Origin of the sequence: Paraburkholderia largidicola (assembly GCF_013426895.1) — a bacterium.
GTDB lineage: Bacteria > Pseudomonadota > Gammaproteobacteria > Burkholderiales > Burkholderiaceae > Paraburkholderia > Paraburkholderia largidicola.
Genome location: NZ_AP023175.1, coordinates 1,831,150 through 1,848,074, shown reverse-complemented (window position 1 = coordinate 1,848,074; position 16,925 = coordinate 1,831,150). Strand labels below are relative to the sequence as shown.

The window sequence follows — 16,925 nt, the reverse complement described above, 5'->3', positions numbered from 1 at the left end:
CGAGGGATCTACGACATTGAGGCCATGTGAGTATGCACCTAATCTGACGGTCATGCAGACGACGCCGCGTCGCCTGCGCCCTCTGACCTCAGGAGCATTGATATGTCGAATTCTTCCAATACCGCAGCGAATCTCGGCACGGCCGTCGTGACGGGCGCCTCGTCGGGCATCGGCGCGATCTACGCGGACCGCCTCGCGCGCCGTGGCTACGACCTGATCCTCGTCGCCCGCAACCGCGCGCGCCTCGAACAACTGGCGACGCGCATCTCGAACGAAACGGGTCGTTCGGTAGAAATCGTCGCCGCCGATCTGAACGACGACGCCGATATCCGCCGCGTCGAAAACGTGCTGCGCACCGACGCGAGCATCACGATGCTGGTCAACAACGCGGGCGTGGGCGCCGCAGCGCCGCTGGTGGATTCCGACGTCGACAAGATGGAAGCGATGATCAAGCTGAACGTCGTCGCGCTGACGCGGCTCACGTACGCCATCGCGCCTGGCTTCGTCGCGCGTGGCGGCGGCAACATCATCAACATTGCGTCGATCGTGGCCGTGGCGCCTGAAATCCTGAATGGCGTCTACGGCGGCACGAAGGCATTCGTGCTGGCGTTCACGCAATCGCTGCATCACGAACTGGCGAGCAAGGGTGTCAAGGTGCAGGCCGTTATGCCGGGCGCGACGCGCACCGAGTTCTGGAGCGTGGCGGGCGTGCCGATCGAGGCCGTCGAAGAGCGCGGCATTGTGATGTCGGCGGAAGAGATGGTGGATGCGTCGCTGGTCGGCTTCGATCAGGGCGAACTCGCGACGATTCCGTCGCTGCCTGACTACGCGGATTGGCAAGCGTTCGAGTCGGCGCGCGCCGCGCTCGGGCCGAATCTGTCGCGCACGGCGCCGGCTGCGCGGTTCAATGTGGCTTGATGTTGTGAGGTGAGCGCGATGCGACGCGGGGATTGCGTCGCATCGTGCTTTGCCGTGCGGGTGCAGGGTGCGTGGAGTTTATGCGCCTAAACCATCTGCTCGAAGCGTCGGGCGTCGCGAGCGCCCGCACGTGGTGAGGTGCGGAGTTTATGCGCCTAAACCGCAGGCCCGGAGCGCCGAAGCCCCGCAAACCGCCAGCCAACGCCAAGGTGCGAAGTTTATGCGCCTAAACTCACCGCCCGCGCGCCACGCGTATCACGCGCCGAGCAACACGCCGGTACGGAACGCCCGCGTTCCCGTCACGCGGCCAAGCGGCGCGCCTGCCGTCACGAAACGGATCGCACGTCGCATGTAGAGCACGCCTTCCGTGTTGCTGGTGATCGTCGTGGTTTCGTCCGTCAACGGATCGACGATATCGAACAGCGCGTCGCCAACGCGAATCCAGTCGCCGATCTTCGCGCGATGCACGAGGATGCCGCTGACGGGTGCGTAGAACTGCTCGCTGCCGGCAAGCGGCGTCGCGGGCGTCGGCAGTTCCGGCAGCGGCTTCGCGCTGCCTTCGATCGCCTTGCGATGCGTCAGATAGTCGACGAGCGCATCGGCGTCCTGTTGCGCGACTTCGTACGATACGTCGCGCTGTCCGCGACATTCGATCGTCACCGCAACCGTGCCCGTCGGCACCGGCTTGCCTGCGGGCATCTGTTGCTGCAAATGCCACCACAAGAGGCTGTGCGTTTCGTCGAACGCCTGGCCGCCCGAGTCCGTCGCGAGCAGCGACGCTTCCGAGCGCAGATAGCGTGCGAGCGGTTCGATCTCGGGCCAGCCTGCTTCGCTCGTGTAGACGTGCATCACGGCTTCGAGCGAGCAATGCAGATCGATCACGACGTCCGCGTCGTAAGAAAGCTTCAGCAATGCGAGTTGCAGCGACTCGTACTCGGTGAGTGGCTTTTGTGCGTCGAGTTGTTCACGCACCAGCTCGCGAATCAGATCGCGGTTCTCTCGCGCATCGGCGCCGAGGCGATCTTTCGCGCGATCCAGCAGCGTCGCGAACTGCATGAAGTGCCGGTTGAAATTCTTGCCGCTGCCCGTTTCGAACCGGCCGATAAACTGGCCGAGCACATGCTGCCCGAGCCCGACGGGATTCGCGACGGGCACGAGCACGATTTCGGCTTTCAGCAAGCCTTGCGCTTCGAGTTCCACGAGGCGCCGCTTGAGTAACACCGTCGTGAGCATCGCGGGCGTTTCGTCCGCGTGCAGCGACGACTGGATATAGATCTTTTGCCCGCTGTTTTGCGGGCCGAAATGAAACGCGACGAGTTCGCGTGAGGTGCCGACGGCGGGCGAGAGAAGCGGAATCGATTGCCTGTTCATGTGACTCTTCTGAGTGTCGTTCGACGTGTAACCGGATCAGTTACCGTACGGATCGAAATCGAAATACTTGTGCGCGATCTGCGCATACGTGCCGTCTTTGCGCATCGACGCGATGGCCGTGTTGATCGACGTCTGCAACGCACCTTCGTCCTTGCGCAAGCCGATGCCGACGCCGCGATCGCCCATATCGAGCGGCTCGCCGACGAATGCGAAGCCCTTGCCCTGCGGCGTGCGCAGGAAGCCGTAGTCGGCTTCGACGGTGCCGAGCAGTGCGCCGTCGAGGCGTCCATTGATCAGGTCGCTGAACACTTCGTCCTGGCCCTTGTACGCGACCACGTGCACGCCAGCGGGCGCCCAATGCGATTGCGCGAACGACTCGAACTGCGTGCCCGTTTGCACGCCGATCTGCTTGCCGGCCAACGTCGCGGGCGCGCTGCCGTTCAGGGCCGTGCCCTGCTTCGCGACCAGCCGCGATTTGAACTGGAACAGCTTCGACGAAAAGAGAATCTGCTGCTCGCGCTTCGCGGTGATCGCCATCGACGACATGATCGCGTCGATCTTGCGCGCCTGCAGCGCCGGAATCATGCCGGAAAACTCCAGTTCGACCCATTCGCAGCGCGCGTGAATGCGCTTGCAGATTTCATTGCCGAGATCGACGTCGAATCCTTTGAGACTGCCGTCGGGTGCTTTCGCGTCCATTGGCGGATAGGTCGGGTCGATGCCGAGACGAATCGTGTCGTTATCGCGTGCGAACGCGCCCTGGCTTGCGAATCCCAGTGCGGCAAGGAGAAGTATCAGCGAAGTCTTCATGGCTAACGGGCCTATCGGTCGGCGGTGACGGGATGCATTCCGAGTCGATCCTACGATGCGCCAGTGATACAAAAAAGTGCAAATCTGTCTATCATGATCACTTCTGCTGATCGCCAGTTTTTTGCGCCCCTTTCGACGATGGCTCTGACCATTTCCCAGCTTCGCGTGTTCACGGCGGTGGCCGAGCACGGCAGCATCCGCGCCGCGTCGCGCGCGCTCGGCATCGCGCAAAGCGGGATCACGCAGCAATTGCAGAACCTCGAGTCGATGCTGGGCGCCACGCTCTTTACGCGCACCAATCGCGGCATCGCGCTCACGGCGATCGGGCAGCGCATGCTGCAACGCGCGGCGACGATCCTCGGCGAATGCGCGCGCGCCGAACATGAAGCGCAGCAACTGCGCGGCGAGTACACCGGACAGGTCACGTTCGGCATGACGACCGAACCGCTGATCGACGCGGGCGCGCCCGTGCTGACGGAGTTTCGCGAGCGGTTTCCGCGCGTGGCCGTGCATATGCGAACGGGCACGTCGCGGATGATGATCCAGTGGATACGCGAGGGCACGCTCGACTTCGCCGTCGCGCTCGTCGCGAAGCACACGGACACGACCGATCTCCTGGTGACGAAGCTGTATCCGTCCGATCCCGTCGTCGTATGTCGGCGCGGTCATCCGATGGCGCACGCGAAGTCGCTTGCCGAACTCGCGGACTGCTCGTGGATCGCGACGCGCTCGCCCAATCTCACCGACGATCCGCAAGCACACCGCCTCAACGATCTGTTCAAGAGCCACCGTCTCGCGCCGCCGAGAATCGTCTCGACCGTCGAAGGGCTGTTCGAGTCGCTGCATCTGGTGAGCGAGACGGATTGCCTGTCGCTGGAGGCAGCCGTAGTGACGAAGCGCGGCCCGTTCGCACGCGTGTTGACCACGATCGGCGTGCGCGAGCGCGTCGCCGCGCAGGACGTCTGCGTGTTGCAACGCGCGGCCGCGCCGCTCACGCCCGCCGCCCAGGAACTCGCGACGATGATCGCGTCGTACACGCGAACCGTGCGCGCGCGGAATCATCGGACGTAGTTGAACCGGCAACCACCGCTCGCTGTTCAGGCTCCCGTAAATCCTCACCTGAAGCAGGTTCCGCCGCCCGTGGCAGAAAACCGCGCGCAGTTGGCAGCATCGCGTGTATCAATGCTTTTGCCGCGCGAGAGGGCTCTCCCTACACTTTGATCACACGCCGATCGCTCAACTCGACACAGCGAACGGCCACCACCGATCACGTTCTGGAGAACCCGAAATGAGCGAAATCATCGCAGGCATCAAGATCCCCGACAGCAAGATGGCGCGCGAAGCAACGCAGCTCGTGCGTGACACCGAAACCGATCTGCTCTATCACCACTCGCGCCGCGTGTTCCTGTTCGGTGCGCTGACGGGCGAACGCAAGCAACTGAAGTACGACCCGGAGTTGCTGTACATCGGCGCGATGTTCCACGACATGGGCCTGATGGAAAAATACAGCAGCGCGCACGATCGCTTCGAAGTCGACGGCGCGAATGTTGCGCGTAGTTTTCTGCAGGGCTACGGCATCGATGAGAACGACATCGACATGGTGTGGGATGCAATCGCGCTGCACACGACGCCGGGCATTCCGCAGTACAAGAAGCCCGTGGTCGCGCTGGTGACGGCCGGCGTCGAGATGGACGTGCTGGGTCTCGCCTACGACGAGTTCTCGACGGAAGACCGCAAGCTGATCGTCGCAGCGCATCCGCGCGGCGAGAGCTTCAAGGAAAACATCATCGATGCGTTCGCGAACGGCACGAAACACAAGCCGCTGACGACGTTCGGCAATGTGAAGGCCGATGTGCTCGCGCTGAAAGACCCCGAATACAAGCGCCTGAACTTCTGCAGCATCATCCTCGGCTCGGCGTGGAACGACTCGAACGTGCAGGCCAGCGTGTGCCGCAATCCCGCGCACAACCACGGCTAAGCGCGACTCACCGCTCTCTCTTCGTCAAGGTCTGTTGACGATCAAGCCGCTTGCAGTCTCCGCTCAAGCGTGCCTTTGAATCCGCGTTCTCGCGAGCGCGGATTCTTTTTTGGTTGGGACAGAACTGCGAACAGATGTGTTCGCGCTTCGCTCATCGCGCCGAAATCGCGCGTGACGACCGTCGGACAGTGTGCGAAGGCAACTCGCCGAACTGCGCCTTGTATGCATTGGCGAAATGCCCGAGGTGCACGAATCCCCATTGCGCGGCGGCATCGCTGACGGAGAGATCAGCCTGGCGCGTATCGAGCAGCAGACGCCGCACCTGCGCGAGCCGCAATGAGCGCACGTAGGCCAGCGGGTTGGTTTGCACGACAGCCTGAAAACTGTTCTGCACCGTGCGACGGCTCACGCGCAACTGCGTGCAGAGGCTTTGAATGTCGATGAGTTCGTCGGGATGGTTGATCACGAAGTCGTGAATGCGGCGCACGATATCGGCCTGACACGCATAGGTCAGCCGGTTCGACGATGCGGGCACGTGATACGCGAGCAGATCGACGAGTGCCTCGCTCACCTGGTTGCGCACCGCGTGCTGCGCGCGGATGTCGTCGAACGCTTCGGGCTGCGCGAGAACGCGTTCGATCAGCGTCGCGAGCTGCAGCCCGGCGCGCGTACATGCGGCGTTCGGAATATCGAGTACGGTGCGGCGAAACAGATTGTCGTCGAGCTCGACGCCCGCGCAATCGGCGACGCCTTGCAGCATGTCGGAATCGACCACGACGCCGATCAGCGCCATGTCGTCGGGCGAGTGAAACTCGAATGGCATGCCGCCTTGCGCCATCACGAACCCGCCGCGATCGATGCGCACGCCGCCGAACGAGAACGCGCCAGCGCCCGCGAGCGGAATGCCAAACGTCATATGATTGTCCGGCAGTTGCCCGCGCTGCACGACGCGCAGATTCGCCGACTCGTGGAACACCTGCACGCCGTCCAGCTCGATCTGCTTCACCGCGCTGCGAAACGTGCCCGAGCCGATCTGGTCGTAACGCTGATCCCAGCCCCGCAGCGCGGCCGCGTGGTCATCGGCATCGTTGAAGAACTGGTGATGGACGTACACGGTGCCCCCACAATCTCAAAAAAACCGCCAAGTTGCGTAGAATAACCGACCACGCGGTCGGGGAAATACTTCCGAGGGTTTGTCCTGGGCGTTTTCGTCGGCTGAACACGACAGTCCGTGGATTTTCATGGACCCAGCGCTGACTTCTCCATTCTAGTCGGCGTCAAAAATCCGCCGAAGCCTTCCAGAACACCAGGCCCGCTAAAGAAAATCCGTAATACGCGGCTGTTATCGGGCGTGATTTACTTATATCCTAGCGAATCGCTTTTCCCGCCTGGATATCAATGGTGACGACCCGATCCCGCTCAGCCACACCGCTTGCGATGCATCGCAACCTGCCGATGCTGCTGCTGCGCGCGCGCGAACTCATGATGGCGCGCTTCCGTCCGTTGCTTACGGCGCAGGGGCTGACCGAGCAGCAATGGCGCATCATTCGCGCGCTGCACGAGAACGGGCCGCTCGAGCCGCGGCAGATTTGCGCGCTGTGCACGATTTCGAGTCCGAGTCTCGCGGGCGTGCTCGCGCGCATGGAAGATATTGGACATGTGACGAAAGAGCGTTTCGAGGACGATCAACGGCGCGTGCGCGTGTCGTTGACCGCGCAGAGCGAGGAGATCGTCGAGCGGATGAAGCCGATGCTGGAAGCGGAGTATCGGGCGCTGGAGAGCAAGGTCGGAGAGAAAGTTGTCGGCGATCTTTATGTGGCGGTGGATGCGTTGATCAGGGAACTGGATACGGGGGAAAGCCGTGATGCGGAGTGAGACGAACGCGCCGGCGGGAGCGCGCGGCGCGTGATATCAGCGGGATCGCAAGCAGGTAATGCTATTCGCTTGCCCCCTCCCCCGCCGCATCGATCAACTTCAGCGACACATCCGCATCGCCAATTTTTTCAATCGCCAGCAGCGCGAACCGCGCGAGAAACATTGGCGCATTCGCCTCGCCGACCTGGGTCATCGTCTTGCACAGCCGCGTATAGACGGTATCGAGTTCTGCATCGGTCATCGCGTTCTCCATTCGTTCAATTGGTTCATCGGGCAAGCGCGTGTGTGATCGCCGCCTCGACATCTTCGGCGCTTGCATCACGCCAGCGCCCGAGCACATGTCCATCCGGGCGCACCAGATACACCGTGCCCGGCTTCGCGTCATAGCGCTCGAAGATGCGCCCCGTGTGATCCCACGCATGCACGCCCTGCGCTTGCGGATTCAAACGCGCGTTCAGCGACACGACCTTGAACGGCACGCCGCGTTCGCGCAGCGTCTGCGCAAGCGCGGTGAAATCAACGGACATCTCACCCTCTTCGCCGAAACACAGCGCCGTAAAACGCGCACCGACGAGATCAGTCAGATGCGCTTCGCGCGCATGCCCGCCTTCGGCAATCGTCACTGGAAACTCGGCGAGCACTGCGCCCGGCACTGGCCCCGCAGCAAACTCATCCGCATCGGAAATATTCAACGGCGACTGCACATAAGTAATCGCCGACGTCTGCCGCGGATTGATAAGCGAGCGCACACCCGGATGCTTCACTGCAAGGCTCAACACAGCCTTGCGCATCAGATCGAATGCAAACGAAGGCGGCGCCATGAACTCGGTGCTCTTCGTGCCATAACTCAGGTTCTCATGCGTAGCGGCAACACGCTCATCCGAATAGCTGTCGAGCAGCGTCGCCGACGCCAGCCCCTTCACAACAAACGCCAGTTTCCACGCGATATTGTCCGCATCGTCGATACCCGAATTCGCGCCGCGCACGCCAAAGATCGGCACGAGGTGCGCGGCATCGCCTGCAAACATCACGCGCCCGTGCCGATAACGTTCGAGCGTCAATGCATTGGCCTTGTAGATCGTGATCCAGATCGGCGACCAATCGCCTGTCTCGCCCATCATGTCGAGCAGACTTTGCACGCGGGGCATCACGTTTTCAGGCTTCACCGCCTGCTCGGCGTCTTCCCCGTCGCGCAACTGATAGTCGATGCGCCACACGTTGTCCGGCTGCTTGTGCACGAGCACCGTCGAACCCGGATTCGAAGAAGGATCGAAATATGCGAGACGTTCCGTCGGGCGATCGCTTTGCAGTTCGATATCGACGATTACATAGCGCCCTTCGTAGCTCGTGCCTTGCAACTGCAAGCCGAGCGCTTCGCGAATCGTGCTGCGCCCGCCGTCGGCGGCGACGACCCAATCCGTTTCGAGCGCATAGTCGCCCTCAGGCGTCGTCAATTGCAGCGTTGCGCCGTCATCGCGCGAATCGATCGACTTCACGCGCGTCTGCCAGCGGATATCGATCAGATCGGCGCGCTTCTCGGCAGCATCGAGCAGGAACTGTTCGATGTGATATTGCGCGAGGTTGACCATCGGCGGCAGCTTCTGGTTTTCGTCTTGCGGCATCGTGAAGTGCAGCACTTCCGTCTCGCGATAGAAGCTGCGGCCGCCCGTCCACGGCAAGCCCGTTTTCAGAAAGCCATCGACTGCGCCGAGCCGTTCGATGATCTCCAGGCTGCGGCGTGAAATACAGATCGCGCGGCTGCCGTAGCAAACGGAATCGTCCGCTTCGATCAGCACGCAGCGCACGCCGTGATTCGCGAGACCGAGCGCGACGGCGAGACCAACAGGACCGCCGCCGACGATCGTCACCGCATGACGCTGCGTGTCCACACCTTGCTTCAGTTGCGGCACGCGCGCCGCGTACTGTTTCGCGGTGAACGGATACGGTTTGAATTGCTTGTTCATCCAATGCTCCAGATCGATTCCTTCAGGCGACATGCGCAGTTGGCGCTTCGCGTTTGTCCATCGGCAGCAGCGTCACGATGACTACGCCGATCACCAGCAGCGCCGCCGAATACAGCAGCCCCGCCGAAAAACTGTGCGTCGCGTCCCGCAGCCATCCGACGATCAGCGGGTTGAGCGCCGAACTGATGTTGCCCGTCGCGTTGATCACGGCAATGCCGATGGCGCGTGCACGGAAGCTCAACGCGTGATCGGGCGTGGTCCAGAAGATCGACATCGCCGTGTACGAACCCGCCGACGCGAGGCACACGCCGAACATGCGCATCGCCGGGTTCGCCGAGTATGCGGTGCACAGCCAGCCTGCGGCGGAGAACAGCATCGGAATCATCAGATGCCATTTGCGTTCCTGCTTGCGATCCGAGCGGCGTCCCCACCAGATCATCGCGACGATCGTGCACACCTGCGGAATCGCGGCGAGCAAACCAATCGTGCGATTGCTTGCGTCGGCGCTGAAGCTCTTCACGATCAGCGGCGTCCACACCGCGACCATCGCCAGCGTGTTCACGAGACAGAAGTACGCAATCGCGAACTTCACGACAGCCGGAGACAGCAGTTCGCTGACGATGCTCTTCTCGCCACGCTTGGGAGCATCCACAGTAACGCCCGGCTTATGTTCCGCAGCAAGCGTCGCGGCAAGCGTGCGCCTTTCTTCGTCGTCGAGCCAGCGCGCCTGTTGCGGGCTGTCGTCGAGATACGCATACACGACGAGGCCGAGAATCGCCGACGGCAAGCCTTCGAGCAGGAAGAGCCATTGCCAGCCCTTCAGTCCAAGCGTGCCGTCGAGTCCGAGGATGAAACCCGACAACGCCGAGCCGACCGCCGCCGTCACGGGCATCGCAATCATGAACAGCGCGTTGGCGCGCGCCCGGTACGCGGCGGGAAACCAGTAGGTCAGATACAGCAGAATGCCCGGAAGAAAGCCCGCTTCCGTCACGCCGACCAGCACGCGCAAGACATACAGCGTGCCGGGGCTGGTCGCGAACATCGTCGCCGTCGACGCAAGGCCCCACGCGATCATGATCGTGCCGATCCATCTGCGCGCGCCGATCCGCGCCAGCACGATGTTGCCCGGAATGCCGAACGCGATGTAGGCGACGTAGAAGAGCGTCGTCGCGAGACCGAATTGCGTGCTGGTGAGCCCGAGGTCCTTCATCATCGTCAGACCGGCGAAGCCGATGTTGATGCGGTCGAGAAACGAAAAGAAGAACAGCACGAACAGGAATCCCAGCAGATGCCGCGAAACCTTCGCGATCACGGGCTGTTCGTGCCGATGCGGCGCGGTGCTGGCAGGCGTCGCATGCAGCGCGCCGGCTTGCGAGGAGGTGTCCATACCGTTGTCTCCGATGTTGTCGCTTTCTGATGCGTCGGAGTATGGAACGCAGCTATGTGCTGCCTGTCCTCATTTTGGGTACAACCTGGGGCTGGCTAAGGCCTGGGGAAAACGCGAATACGTCGGCGGAAATGCGTCAGACCTTGCCCGGCCCGATGCACAGCGCGAACAGTTGCCGCTGGCTCGAAATGCCGAGCCGTCGAAACGCGCGCTTCTGATACGTGACGACGCTCGTCGCCTTGATGCCCATCGTGTCGCCGATTTCCTGCGCGCTGCGTCCTTCGAGCACGCCCGTCAGCACATCGAGTTCGCGCTTCGACAGCTCGGGACAGAGGCCGCGCACGCGCGCTAGCATCAGATGCGAGATCGCCAGATCACGCTGGCCGCAGATCGCATAGTGATGCTTGGCCGCGTGCGCGATCAACGGCGCCATCGCCTCGATCAATGCAATCTCGCGCGGATGGTAATTGCCGAAGCGCCGGTCGCGATACAGGTTCACCGAGAGCCAGATATCGGGTGTCGGCTGCACGAGCAGCGACACGCGGTCCGATACGTTCGGCTGCTGGTAGCACGCGGCGCGATACGCTTCGTTGAGAATGTCCTCGCTGGTCTGCTGATGCAGCACGAGCGTCGAGCCGGGCTTGTCGTTGCGCGCCGACGAAACGATCTTCTGGTTGCCGTCGAGCGCATAGAAGTGGCGCGCATAAGTATCGGCGACGTCGCGCAGAAAACGCCCGCCCCGATGGTCCGCCACAGAAACAGTGCGCGGCCGGTTGCCGAACTCGTACGCGAAGATCGTGCACTGCGAAATCGCCGCGATATCGCCGAGCAGCTTCAGCACTTCGGCGGCGAGCGCATTCGAATCGTCACTGCCGATCGACGATACGAGTCCCGTCGCGCGGCTGAGATCCAGCTGCCCTTGCGAAACGGGACGGTCGAGACGCCATGAACGCATGATCGGATTGCGGCTTCGCAGTGTTTATAAGGCGAGAAAAATCGCGGAATCGCATCATTTTAATCTGCGCGGCGTTTGCGCATATCTGACTGTCGCTTCGACATCCATACCGACGCAACAGCGTCCGCCGCGCTTCATCGCACGGATCAAACATGTCACGCCACCACGAACAGTCCCGCAATCCGCCGCGAAATTGCCTACAGTGAAAAGCTCAAACGCTCGTGCCGTTTTGGTATAAGGCGCGAGCGACTTGCGTGCCGCATCGCAACATCTTCCGGAGATGAGTCATGGCGACATGGAAACCCGATCCGACCTTCTATCCCTCCGCGCGCATGGCAAGCAGCGCGCCGAAGGAAACCGTCGCGTATGTGGCGAGCTTCGATCCGTCGCGCGATACGCCCGACGAACTCGCCGTCGTCGATGTCGATCCAGGCTCGGCGGAATATGGGCGCATCGTCGGCCGCGTGCCGATGCCCAATACGGGCGACGAGTTGCATCACTTCGGCTGGAACGCGTGCAGTTCGTGCCTATGCCCCAACGCACCGCATCCGCATACGGAGCGCCGCTATCTCGTCGTGCCGGGGCTGCGCTCGTCGCGCATCCATATTCTCGATACGAAGCCCGACAAGCGGAAACCGCAAATCGTGCGCGTGCTCGAACCGGCCGAGGTGGCGGATAAAGCGGGCTATACGCGCCCGCATACCGTGCACTGCGGGCCGGCGGGCATTTACGTGGTGTCGCTCGCGAACGCGCAGGGCGAAGCGCCCGGCGGCATCTTCCTGATGGATCACGAGACCTTCGACATTCGCGGTCAGTGGGAAATCGATCGCGGCCCGCAGGAACTCGCCTACGACGGCTGGTGGCACCTCGGCTACGACACCGTCGTGACGAGCGAATGGGGCCTGCCCGCGACCTTCGAGAACGGCCTCGTGCCGGAAGTGCTGCTCGGCGGGCAGTATGGGCACCGGCTGCACTTCTGGGACATGAACACGCGCAAGCACAAGCAGGTCGTCGACTTCGGCGCGGAGAACCAGCTGGTGTTCGAACTGCGCCCCGCGCACGATCCGACCAAGGCCTACGGCTTCGTCAATTCGGTGATCAGCCTCAAGGACCTGTCGGCGTCGATCTGGACGTGGTATCGCGAAGGCGACCAGTGGGCTGCGCGCAAGGTGATCGAGATTCCCGCCGAGCCCGCCGACGCCTCCCTGCTTCCGCCGATGCTCAAAGGTTTCGGCGCGGTGCCGCCGCTCGTCACGGATATCGCGCTGTCGCTCGACGACCGTTTCCTGTACGTGTCGTGCTGGGGTACGGGCGATCTCAGGCAATACGACGTCTCCGATCCGATGAAGCCTGAATTGACAGGCACGGTGCGCATCGGCGGCATCGTCGCGCGGGCGACGCATGCGGCCGCGGGCGAGCGCCCGCTGAACGGCGGCCCGCAGATGGTCGAAGTGAGCCGCGACGGCAGCCGCGTCTACTTCACCAACTCGCTGTACGGCGCGATCGACGAGCAGTTCTATCCCGATGGTCTCAACGGCTGGATGGTCAAGCTCGACGCAGGAAAGAACGGCGGCCTCACCATGGCGAATGACTTCTTCGTCGACTGGCCGAAGTCGCATCGTCCGCATCAGATCCGGCTGGAAGGCGGCGACGCGTCGTCGGATTCATATTGCTATCCGTGAGCGTGCAATGAACGGCGTGTGGGCGACGGTGATCGGCAGCGGCATCTTTCATGGCGTGAACCCGGCGATGGGCTGGCTGTTCGCAGCCGCGCTCGGGCTTCAGCATGGCAGCCGCAAGGCTTTGCTGATGGCGCTGCCGCCGCTCGCGCTCGGCCATGCCGTTGCGGTGATGTTCGTGACGACGTCGGCTGTCGCGTTCGGGCTCTTCGCGCGAACCGATCACCTGCGCATGCTCATGGGCGTGCTGCTGATCGCGTGGGCCGCGTATCACCATTTCTATGGACACAAGCAGCGCGTGCGCGTGGGCATGACGGCGGGCTTCGTCGGGCTCGCGCTGTGGTCGGCGGCTATGGCGACGATGCATGGCGCGGGCCTGATGCTGCTGCCCGCGCTGCTGCCGCTATGCGGCGCAGGGATGCCTATCGGCAGTTCGCTCGAATCGGTCGGTCAGGTGACGGCCGTGCACACCGTCGTCACACTCGCGACGGCAAGCGCGATCGCGCTCGCCGCCTATCAGTACCTCGGGCTCGGCATGTTGCGCCGTGGCTGGATCAATTTCGACTGGCTCTGGTGCGGCGCGCTGACCGTCACGGGCGTACTGTTGATCGTCACTGGCTAGCTGCGCGCAACGTTCGATCCGGGTCCCGAATAACCTCACCTTACACTACAGTGCCGTGCGGGTTGCGGGGCAACTCACCGTTGCGCGGCTCCCGGAAACTCTCACCTGAAGCGCAATCGTGAGCCCGTCGACCACAGGCAAGCTCACCATTACGGAGATCACGCGATGACGACTGCCCGTCCCTTCCTGCTGTTCCAGGACCACAACGCAGAAGAAGCGATGAAGTTCTACGTGTCGCTATTCGACGACGGGAAGATCGTCGAAATCGTCCATTACGCGCCGGACGCCCCGGGGCACGAAGGTTCGGTGATGAAAGGCACGTTCCATGTCGCCGCTCAGACGGTGATGTGCACCGACAGCATTGCGAGGCACGATTTCACGTTCACGCCGGCGTTCTCGCTGTTCGTCGACTGCGACTCGGAAGCGCAGCAGGAGAAGCTGTGCGCGGCGCTGTCCGAAGGCGGCGCGCAACTGATGCCGCTCGACAACTACGGCTTCAGCCGCCGCTTCGCGTGGGTCAGCGACCGCTTCGGCGTGTCGTGGCAACTGAACCTGCCGTGAAAGGGGCGACATCCTTCATATCAATTCCGTTATAGAGCGCATAACGGATTTCAATTTCGACCTCGATATTGGCTTACGACCATCTTCGCTGACGTGATGCGGCAGACCGTCTGCGCGTCTTTACCGCGTTTTACTTTTCCCCGTCTCCGGAGATTTCATGAAAACAACAATGGCCCGCGCAGTCATGCGTTCGCTACGCCTTCCCGCTGCGCGTCTCGCAGCCCTCGGCGCCACTGCCGTGCTGAGCACGGCCGCCCTGGCCGCGCAGCCGCTGGGCGTCGCCTTCGTCTATCTCGGCAATCCCGGCGACGCCGGCTGGACGTATGCGCACGAGCAAGGCGTGAAGGCGATCGAAGCGAAGTACGGCGACAAGATCAAGGTCACGCGCGTCGAGAACGTACCCGAATCGGCGGATTCTGAGCGTGTGTTCCGCGACCTCGCGAGCAAGGGGAACAAGATCATCGTCGGATCGAGCTTTGGTTTCCAGGACTTCGAACTGAAGACCGCGAAGGATTACCCCGATATCGTCTTCGAGCACGCGACGGGCTACAAGAAGGCCGCGAACTTCGCCACCTACGACGTGCGCACGTATCAGAGCGCGTATCTTGCGGGGCTGGTCGGCGGCTATACGACGAAGACCAACACGCTCGGCTTCGTCGCGTCAGTGCCCGTGCCGGAAGTGGTGCGCAACATCAATGCGTTCACGATGGGCGCGCGCTCGGTCAATCCGAACGCGAAGGTGAAAGTGGTGTGGATCAACACGTGGTTCGATCCGGGCAAGGAGAAGCAGGCAGCCGAAACGCTGATCGGCCAGGGCGCCGACGTGCTGATCCAGAACACCGATTCGACGGCCACGATGCAGACGGCCGAGCAGAAGAAAGTGCATGCGTTCGGCTGGGATTCGGACATGAAGCAGTTCGGCCCGAACGCGCAACTGGGCGCGTGCGTGAGTTACTGGGGCGTCTATTATTCGCATCTGATCGATCAGGTGCAGTCGGGCAAGTGGACCAACGCGCCGACGTGGTGGGGCCTCAAGGAAAAAGCGATCGACCTCGCCAGCATCAACACGCAAGCCGTGTCGCCTGTCGCGCAGAAAGCGCTGGCGCAGAAGCGCGACGACATCATCGCGGGCAAGTTCGACCCGTTCTCCGGGCCGATCAAGGATCAGGGCGGCGTGATCAAGGTGGCAGCGGGCAAGTCGCTGTCGGATGCGGATCTGCTGCGGTTGAACTGGTTCGTGCAGGGCGTCGACGGATCGCTGCCGAAGTAAGCGCGAATGCGAACATAAAAGGAGGAGACACCGTTTGAGCCTGACCACTTCATCGATACACGACGCGTCGGACTTTCCCGAACAAGGGCTTGCGCCGACGCGCGAACAGATCGTGCGTCATTTGCGTCGTGCGAGCGTCGTCGCGGAGCGTGCGACGCTGATGGGACATCATCCGTTCGGCGCGATACTCGTCGGCCCGGATCAGGAGACCGTGCTGATCGAACAAGGCAACGTCGATACCGTCAATCATGCGGAGTCGGTGCTTGCGCGCATTGCCGCGCTCAACTTCACGCCGCAGTATCTGTGGAGCTGCACGCTCTATACGACTGTCGAGCCGTGCTGCATGTGTGCAGGTACCGCGTATTGGGCGAACATCGGCCGCGTGGTGTTCGGGATGACGGAAGAACGCCTGTTGCAAGCCACGGGCAATCATGCGGAAAATCCGACGATGAGCGTGTCGTCGCAATACGTCTACGATCATTGCCAGAAGCCTGTCGATCTGATCGGCCCTGTCGTGGAAGTCGAAGAAGAAATCATGCAGGTACAGCACGCTTTTTGGGCTTCGCGTTCCGACTGAAGCGTGGCGCATTGCTAAAGCGCAAAGGTTCGGTGATCCATCGATCCTTTGCCTCGTCCTGTGCATAGGCGCAATGGAGCAAGATCGGGCAAACGCCGTCGTCCCGACATTCGGCGGCTACAGCGGCGAACCGGAAACCACCTTGCAAGGTTACTACCGGCGTCAGGAAGCCGAAAACGCGTATCGTAGATCGAAGTGCAAGTAATCGGCGTGATTGTTAAATGATTGCTCGCACCGCCGCAACGATCTGTTCTCCCGCACATAGCTATTCATAGGCATATTCGCCCACTACCATTCGCGTTCAGTCGGAGGCGGCGTCATTACGTCGCACTCCACAGTGAACAGAACACGCGAAGGTCCTCGATTGCCTATGACGTCCCACGCTTCTTCTCAAAGCGCCGGCAAGTCGCTGCGCTACAGCCGCACGGCCATTGCGTTGCACTGGCTGATTGCGCTGCTGATGATCTGCGGCTTCTATCTCGGCTGGATCATGACGGACATTCCGGGCTTCACGCCGACGAAGCTCAAGTACGTCTCGTGGCACAAGTGGATCGGCGTCACCGTGTTCGCGCTGGCCGTGCTACGTGTGCTATGGCGCGCAACGCATCAGGCGCCGCCGATGCCCGTCGCGACGCCCACATGGCAAAAGGCCGCCGCGCATGCAACGCACGCGCTGCTCTATGTGCTGATGCTTGCCATTCCAATCAGCGGCTACTTCTTCAGCTCGGCGGCAGGCGTGCAGGTCGTGTATCTCGGCGTGCTGCCGCTGCCGACTTTCATCGGTCCCGATCAGGCACTGAAGGCCATTCTGCGCACCACGCATATCGCGTTGAACTACACGCTGCTCGTGCTGTTCGCCATGCATGTGCTGGCGGCGCTCAAGCATCAGTTCGTCGAACGCGACGGACTGCTTGCCCGCATGATTCCTTTCCTCAAATGAGCGCGCTTCTCGCGGCGC

At 62.2% G+C, this 16,925-nt stretch carries 17 protein-coding genes; 10 read left to right on the top strand and 7 right to left on the bottom strand.

The annotated features are described in order from the left end of the window. Positions 1 to 102 precede the first annotated feature (102 nt). Positions 103 to 918, top strand: coding sequence for an SDR family NAD(P)-dependent oxidoreductase (locus PPGU16_RS24995; protein WP_180723083.1), 816 nt, complete (start codon positions 103 to 105; stop codon positions 916 to 918). Between the two features lie 255 nt (positions 919 to 1,173). On the opposite strand, the gene PPGU16_RS24990 is transcribed toward PPGU16_RS24995, so the two are convergent. Then, positions 1,174 to 2,289, bottom strand: a complete 1,116-nt coding sequence (locus PPGU16_RS24990; RefSeq protein WP_180723082.1) for a succinylglutamate desuccinylase/aspartoacylase family protein — start codon at positions 2,287 to 2,289, stop codon at positions 1,174 to 1,176. A gap of 36 nt (positions 2,290 to 2,325) precedes the next feature. After that, positions 2,326 to 3,099: a transporter substrate-binding domain-containing protein gene (locus PPGU16_RS24985; protein WP_180723081.1), complete on the bottom strand. Its 774-nt coding sequence runs from the start codon at positions 3,097 to 3,099 to the stop codon at positions 2,326 to 2,328. Between the two features lie 138 nt (positions 3,100 to 3,237). Between PPGU16_RS24985 and PPGU16_RS24980 the strand changes: the two genes are divergently transcribed. Then, positions 3,238 to 4,170, top strand: coding sequence for a LysR substrate-binding domain-containing protein (locus tag PPGU16_RS24980; protein WP_180725204.1), 933 nt, complete (start codon positions 3,238 to 3,240; stop codon positions 4,168 to 4,170). Between the two features lie 217 nt (positions 4,171 to 4,387). Further along, the gene (locus PPGU16_RS24975; protein WP_180723080.1) at positions 4,388 to 5,077 is read left to right on the top strand and encodes an HD domain-containing protein; all 690 of its coding nucleotides are present in this window, start codon (positions 4,388 to 4,390) and stop codon (positions 5,075 to 5,077) included. Between the two features lie 151 nt (positions 5,078 to 5,228). Here the strand turns inward: PPGU16_RS24975 and PPGU16_RS24970 are convergent, their stop codons facing one another. Next, positions 5,229 to 6,191, bottom strand: coding sequence for a helix-turn-helix domain-containing protein (locus PPGU16_RS24970; protein WP_180723079.1), 963 nt, complete (start codon positions 6,189 to 6,191; stop codon positions 5,229 to 5,231). A 284-nt stretch (positions 6,192 to 6,475) separates the two neighbouring features. On the opposite strand from PPGU16_RS24970, the gene hpaR reads away from it, so the two are divergent. Beyond that, positions 6,476 to 6,952: a homoprotocatechuate degradation operon regulator HpaR gene (gene hpaR, locus PPGU16_RS24965; RefSeq protein ID WP_180723078.1), complete on the top strand. Its 477-nt coding sequence runs from the start codon at positions 6,476 to 6,478 to the stop codon at positions 6,950 to 6,952. Positions 6,953 to 7,013: 61 nt separating this feature from the next. Here hpaR and PPGU16_RS24960 read toward each other — a convergent pair whose 3' ends face one another. The 4 genes from PPGU16_RS24960 to PPGU16_RS24945 form a co-directional block, all read right to left on the bottom strand. After that, positions 7,014 to 7,193, bottom strand: a complete 180-nt coding sequence (locus PPGU16_RS24960; RefSeq protein WP_180725203.1) for a hypothetical protein — start codon at positions 7,191 to 7,193, stop codon at positions 7,014 to 7,016. 25 nt (positions 7,194 to 7,218) lie between these two features. Next, positions 7,219 to 8,916, bottom strand: a complete 1,698-nt coding sequence (locus tag PPGU16_RS24955) for an FAD-dependent oxidoreductase (protein ID WP_180723077.1) — start codon at positions 8,914 to 8,916, stop codon at positions 7,219 to 7,221. Positions 8,917 to 8,938: 22 nt separating this feature from the next. Next, positions 8,939 to 10,303 (bottom strand): MFS transporter, encoded by a 1,365-nt coding sequence (locus PPGU16_RS24950; RefSeq protein WP_180723076.1) that lies wholly within the window; start codon positions 10,301 to 10,303, stop codon positions 8,939 to 8,941. Positions 10,304 to 10,439: 136 nt separating this feature from the next. After that, the gene (locus PPGU16_RS24945) at positions 10,440 to 11,258 is read right to left on the bottom strand and encodes a helix-turn-helix transcriptional regulator (RefSeq protein WP_180723075.1); all 819 of its coding nucleotides are present in this window, start codon (positions 11,256 to 11,258) and stop codon (positions 10,440 to 10,442) included. Between the two features lie 287 nt (positions 11,259 to 11,545). Here PPGU16_RS24945 and PPGU16_RS24940 point away from each other — a divergent pair, with 287 nt between their 5' ends. From PPGU16_RS24940 to PPGU16_RS24915, 6 genes are all read left to right on the top strand, one after another. Continuing rightward, positions 11,546 to 12,940, top strand: a complete 1,395-nt coding sequence (locus PPGU16_RS24940) for a selenium-binding family protein (RefSeq protein ID WP_180723074.1) — start codon at positions 11,546 to 11,548, stop codon at positions 12,938 to 12,940. A gap of 7 nt (positions 12,941 to 12,947) precedes the next feature. Further along, the gene (locus PPGU16_RS24935) at positions 12,948 to 13,559 is read left to right on the top strand and encodes a hypothetical protein (RefSeq protein WP_180723073.1); all 612 of its coding nucleotides are present in this window, start codon (positions 12,948 to 12,950) and stop codon (positions 13,557 to 13,559) included. Between the two features lie 165 nt (positions 13,560 to 13,724). Then, complete coding sequence (locus tag PPGU16_RS24930) at positions 13,725 to 14,120, top strand: VOC family protein (protein ID WP_180723072.1); 396 nt, start codon at positions 13,725 to 13,727, stop codon at positions 14,118 to 14,120. Between the two features lie 157 nt (positions 14,121 to 14,277). Continuing rightward, positions 14,278 to 15,390, top strand: coding sequence for a BMP family ABC transporter substrate-binding protein (locus tag PPGU16_RS24925; protein WP_180723071.1), 1,113 nt, complete (start codon positions 14,278 to 14,280; stop codon positions 15,388 to 15,390). Between the two features lie 34 nt (positions 15,391 to 15,424). Next, complete coding sequence (locus PPGU16_RS24920) at positions 15,425 to 15,967, top strand: nucleoside deaminase (protein WP_180723070.1); 543 nt, start codon at positions 15,425 to 15,427, stop codon at positions 15,965 to 15,967. Positions 15,968 to 16,337: 370 nt separating this feature from the next. Next, positions 16,338 to 16,907: a cytochrome b gene (locus PPGU16_RS24915; protein ID WP_180723069.1), complete on the top strand. Its 570-nt coding sequence runs from the start codon at positions 16,338 to 16,340 to the stop codon at positions 16,905 to 16,907. Positions 16,908 to 16,925: the final 18 nt, after the last annotated feature.

Excerpts from the sequence above, each read along its gene's own strand:
- PPGU16_RS24995 (WP_180723083.1), top strand. The coding sequence starts at position 103 with ATGTCGAATTCTTCCAATACCGCAGCGAATCTCGGCACGGCCGTCGTG.
- PPGU16_RS24990 (WP_180723082.1), bottom strand. The coding sequence starts at position 2,289 with ATGAACAGGCAATCGATTCCGCTTCTCTCGCCCGCCGTCGGCACCTCA.
- PPGU16_RS24985 (WP_180723081.1), bottom strand. The coding sequence starts at position 3,099 with ATGAAGACTTCGCTGATACTTCTCCTTGCCGCACTGGGATTCGCAAGC.
- PPGU16_RS24980 (WP_180725204.1), top strand. The coding sequence starts at position 3,238 with ATGGCTCTGACCATTTCCCAGCTTCGCGTGTTCACGGCGGTGGCCGAG.
- PPGU16_RS24975 (WP_180723080.1), top strand. The coding sequence starts at position 4,388 with ATGAGCGAAATCATCGCAGGCATCAAGATCCCCGACAGCAAGATGGCG.
- hpaR (WP_180723078.1), top strand. The coding sequence starts at position 6,476 with ATGGTGACGACCCGATCCCGCTCAGCCACACCGCTTGCGATGCATCGC.
- PPGU16_RS24960 (WP_180725203.1), bottom strand. The coding sequence starts at position 7,193 with ATGACCGATGCAGAACTCGATACCGTCTATACGCGGCTGTGCAAGACG.
- PPGU16_RS24955 (WP_180723077.1), bottom strand. The coding sequence starts at position 8,916 with ATGAACAAGCAATTCAAACCGTATCCGTTCACCGCGAAACAGTACGCG.
- PPGU16_RS24950 (WP_180723076.1), bottom strand. The coding sequence starts at position 10,303 with ATGGACACCTCCTCGCAAGCCGGCGCGCTGCATGCGACGCCTGCCAGC.
- PPGU16_RS24945 (WP_180723075.1), bottom strand. The coding sequence starts at position 11,258 with ATGCGTTCATGGCGTCTCGACCGTCCCGTTTCGCAAGGGCAGCTGGAT.
- PPGU16_RS24940 (WP_180723074.1), top strand. The coding sequence starts at position 11,546 with ATGGCGACATGGAAACCCGATCCGACCTTCTATCCCTCCGCGCGCATG.
- PPGU16_RS24935 (WP_180723073.1), top strand. The coding sequence starts at position 12,948 with ATGAACGGCGTGTGGGCGACGGTGATCGGCAGCGGCATCTTTCATGGC.
- PPGU16_RS24930 (WP_180723072.1), top strand. The coding sequence starts at position 13,725 with ATGACGACTGCCCGTCCCTTCCTGCTGTTCCAGGACCACAACGCAGAA.
- PPGU16_RS24925 (WP_180723071.1), top strand. The coding sequence starts at position 14,278 with ATGAAAACAACAATGGCCCGCGCAGTCATGCGTTCGCTACGCCTTCCC.
- PPGU16_RS24915 (WP_180723069.1), top strand. The coding sequence starts at position 16,338 with ATGACGTCCCACGCTTCTTCTCAAAGCGCCGGCAAGTCGCTGCGCTAC.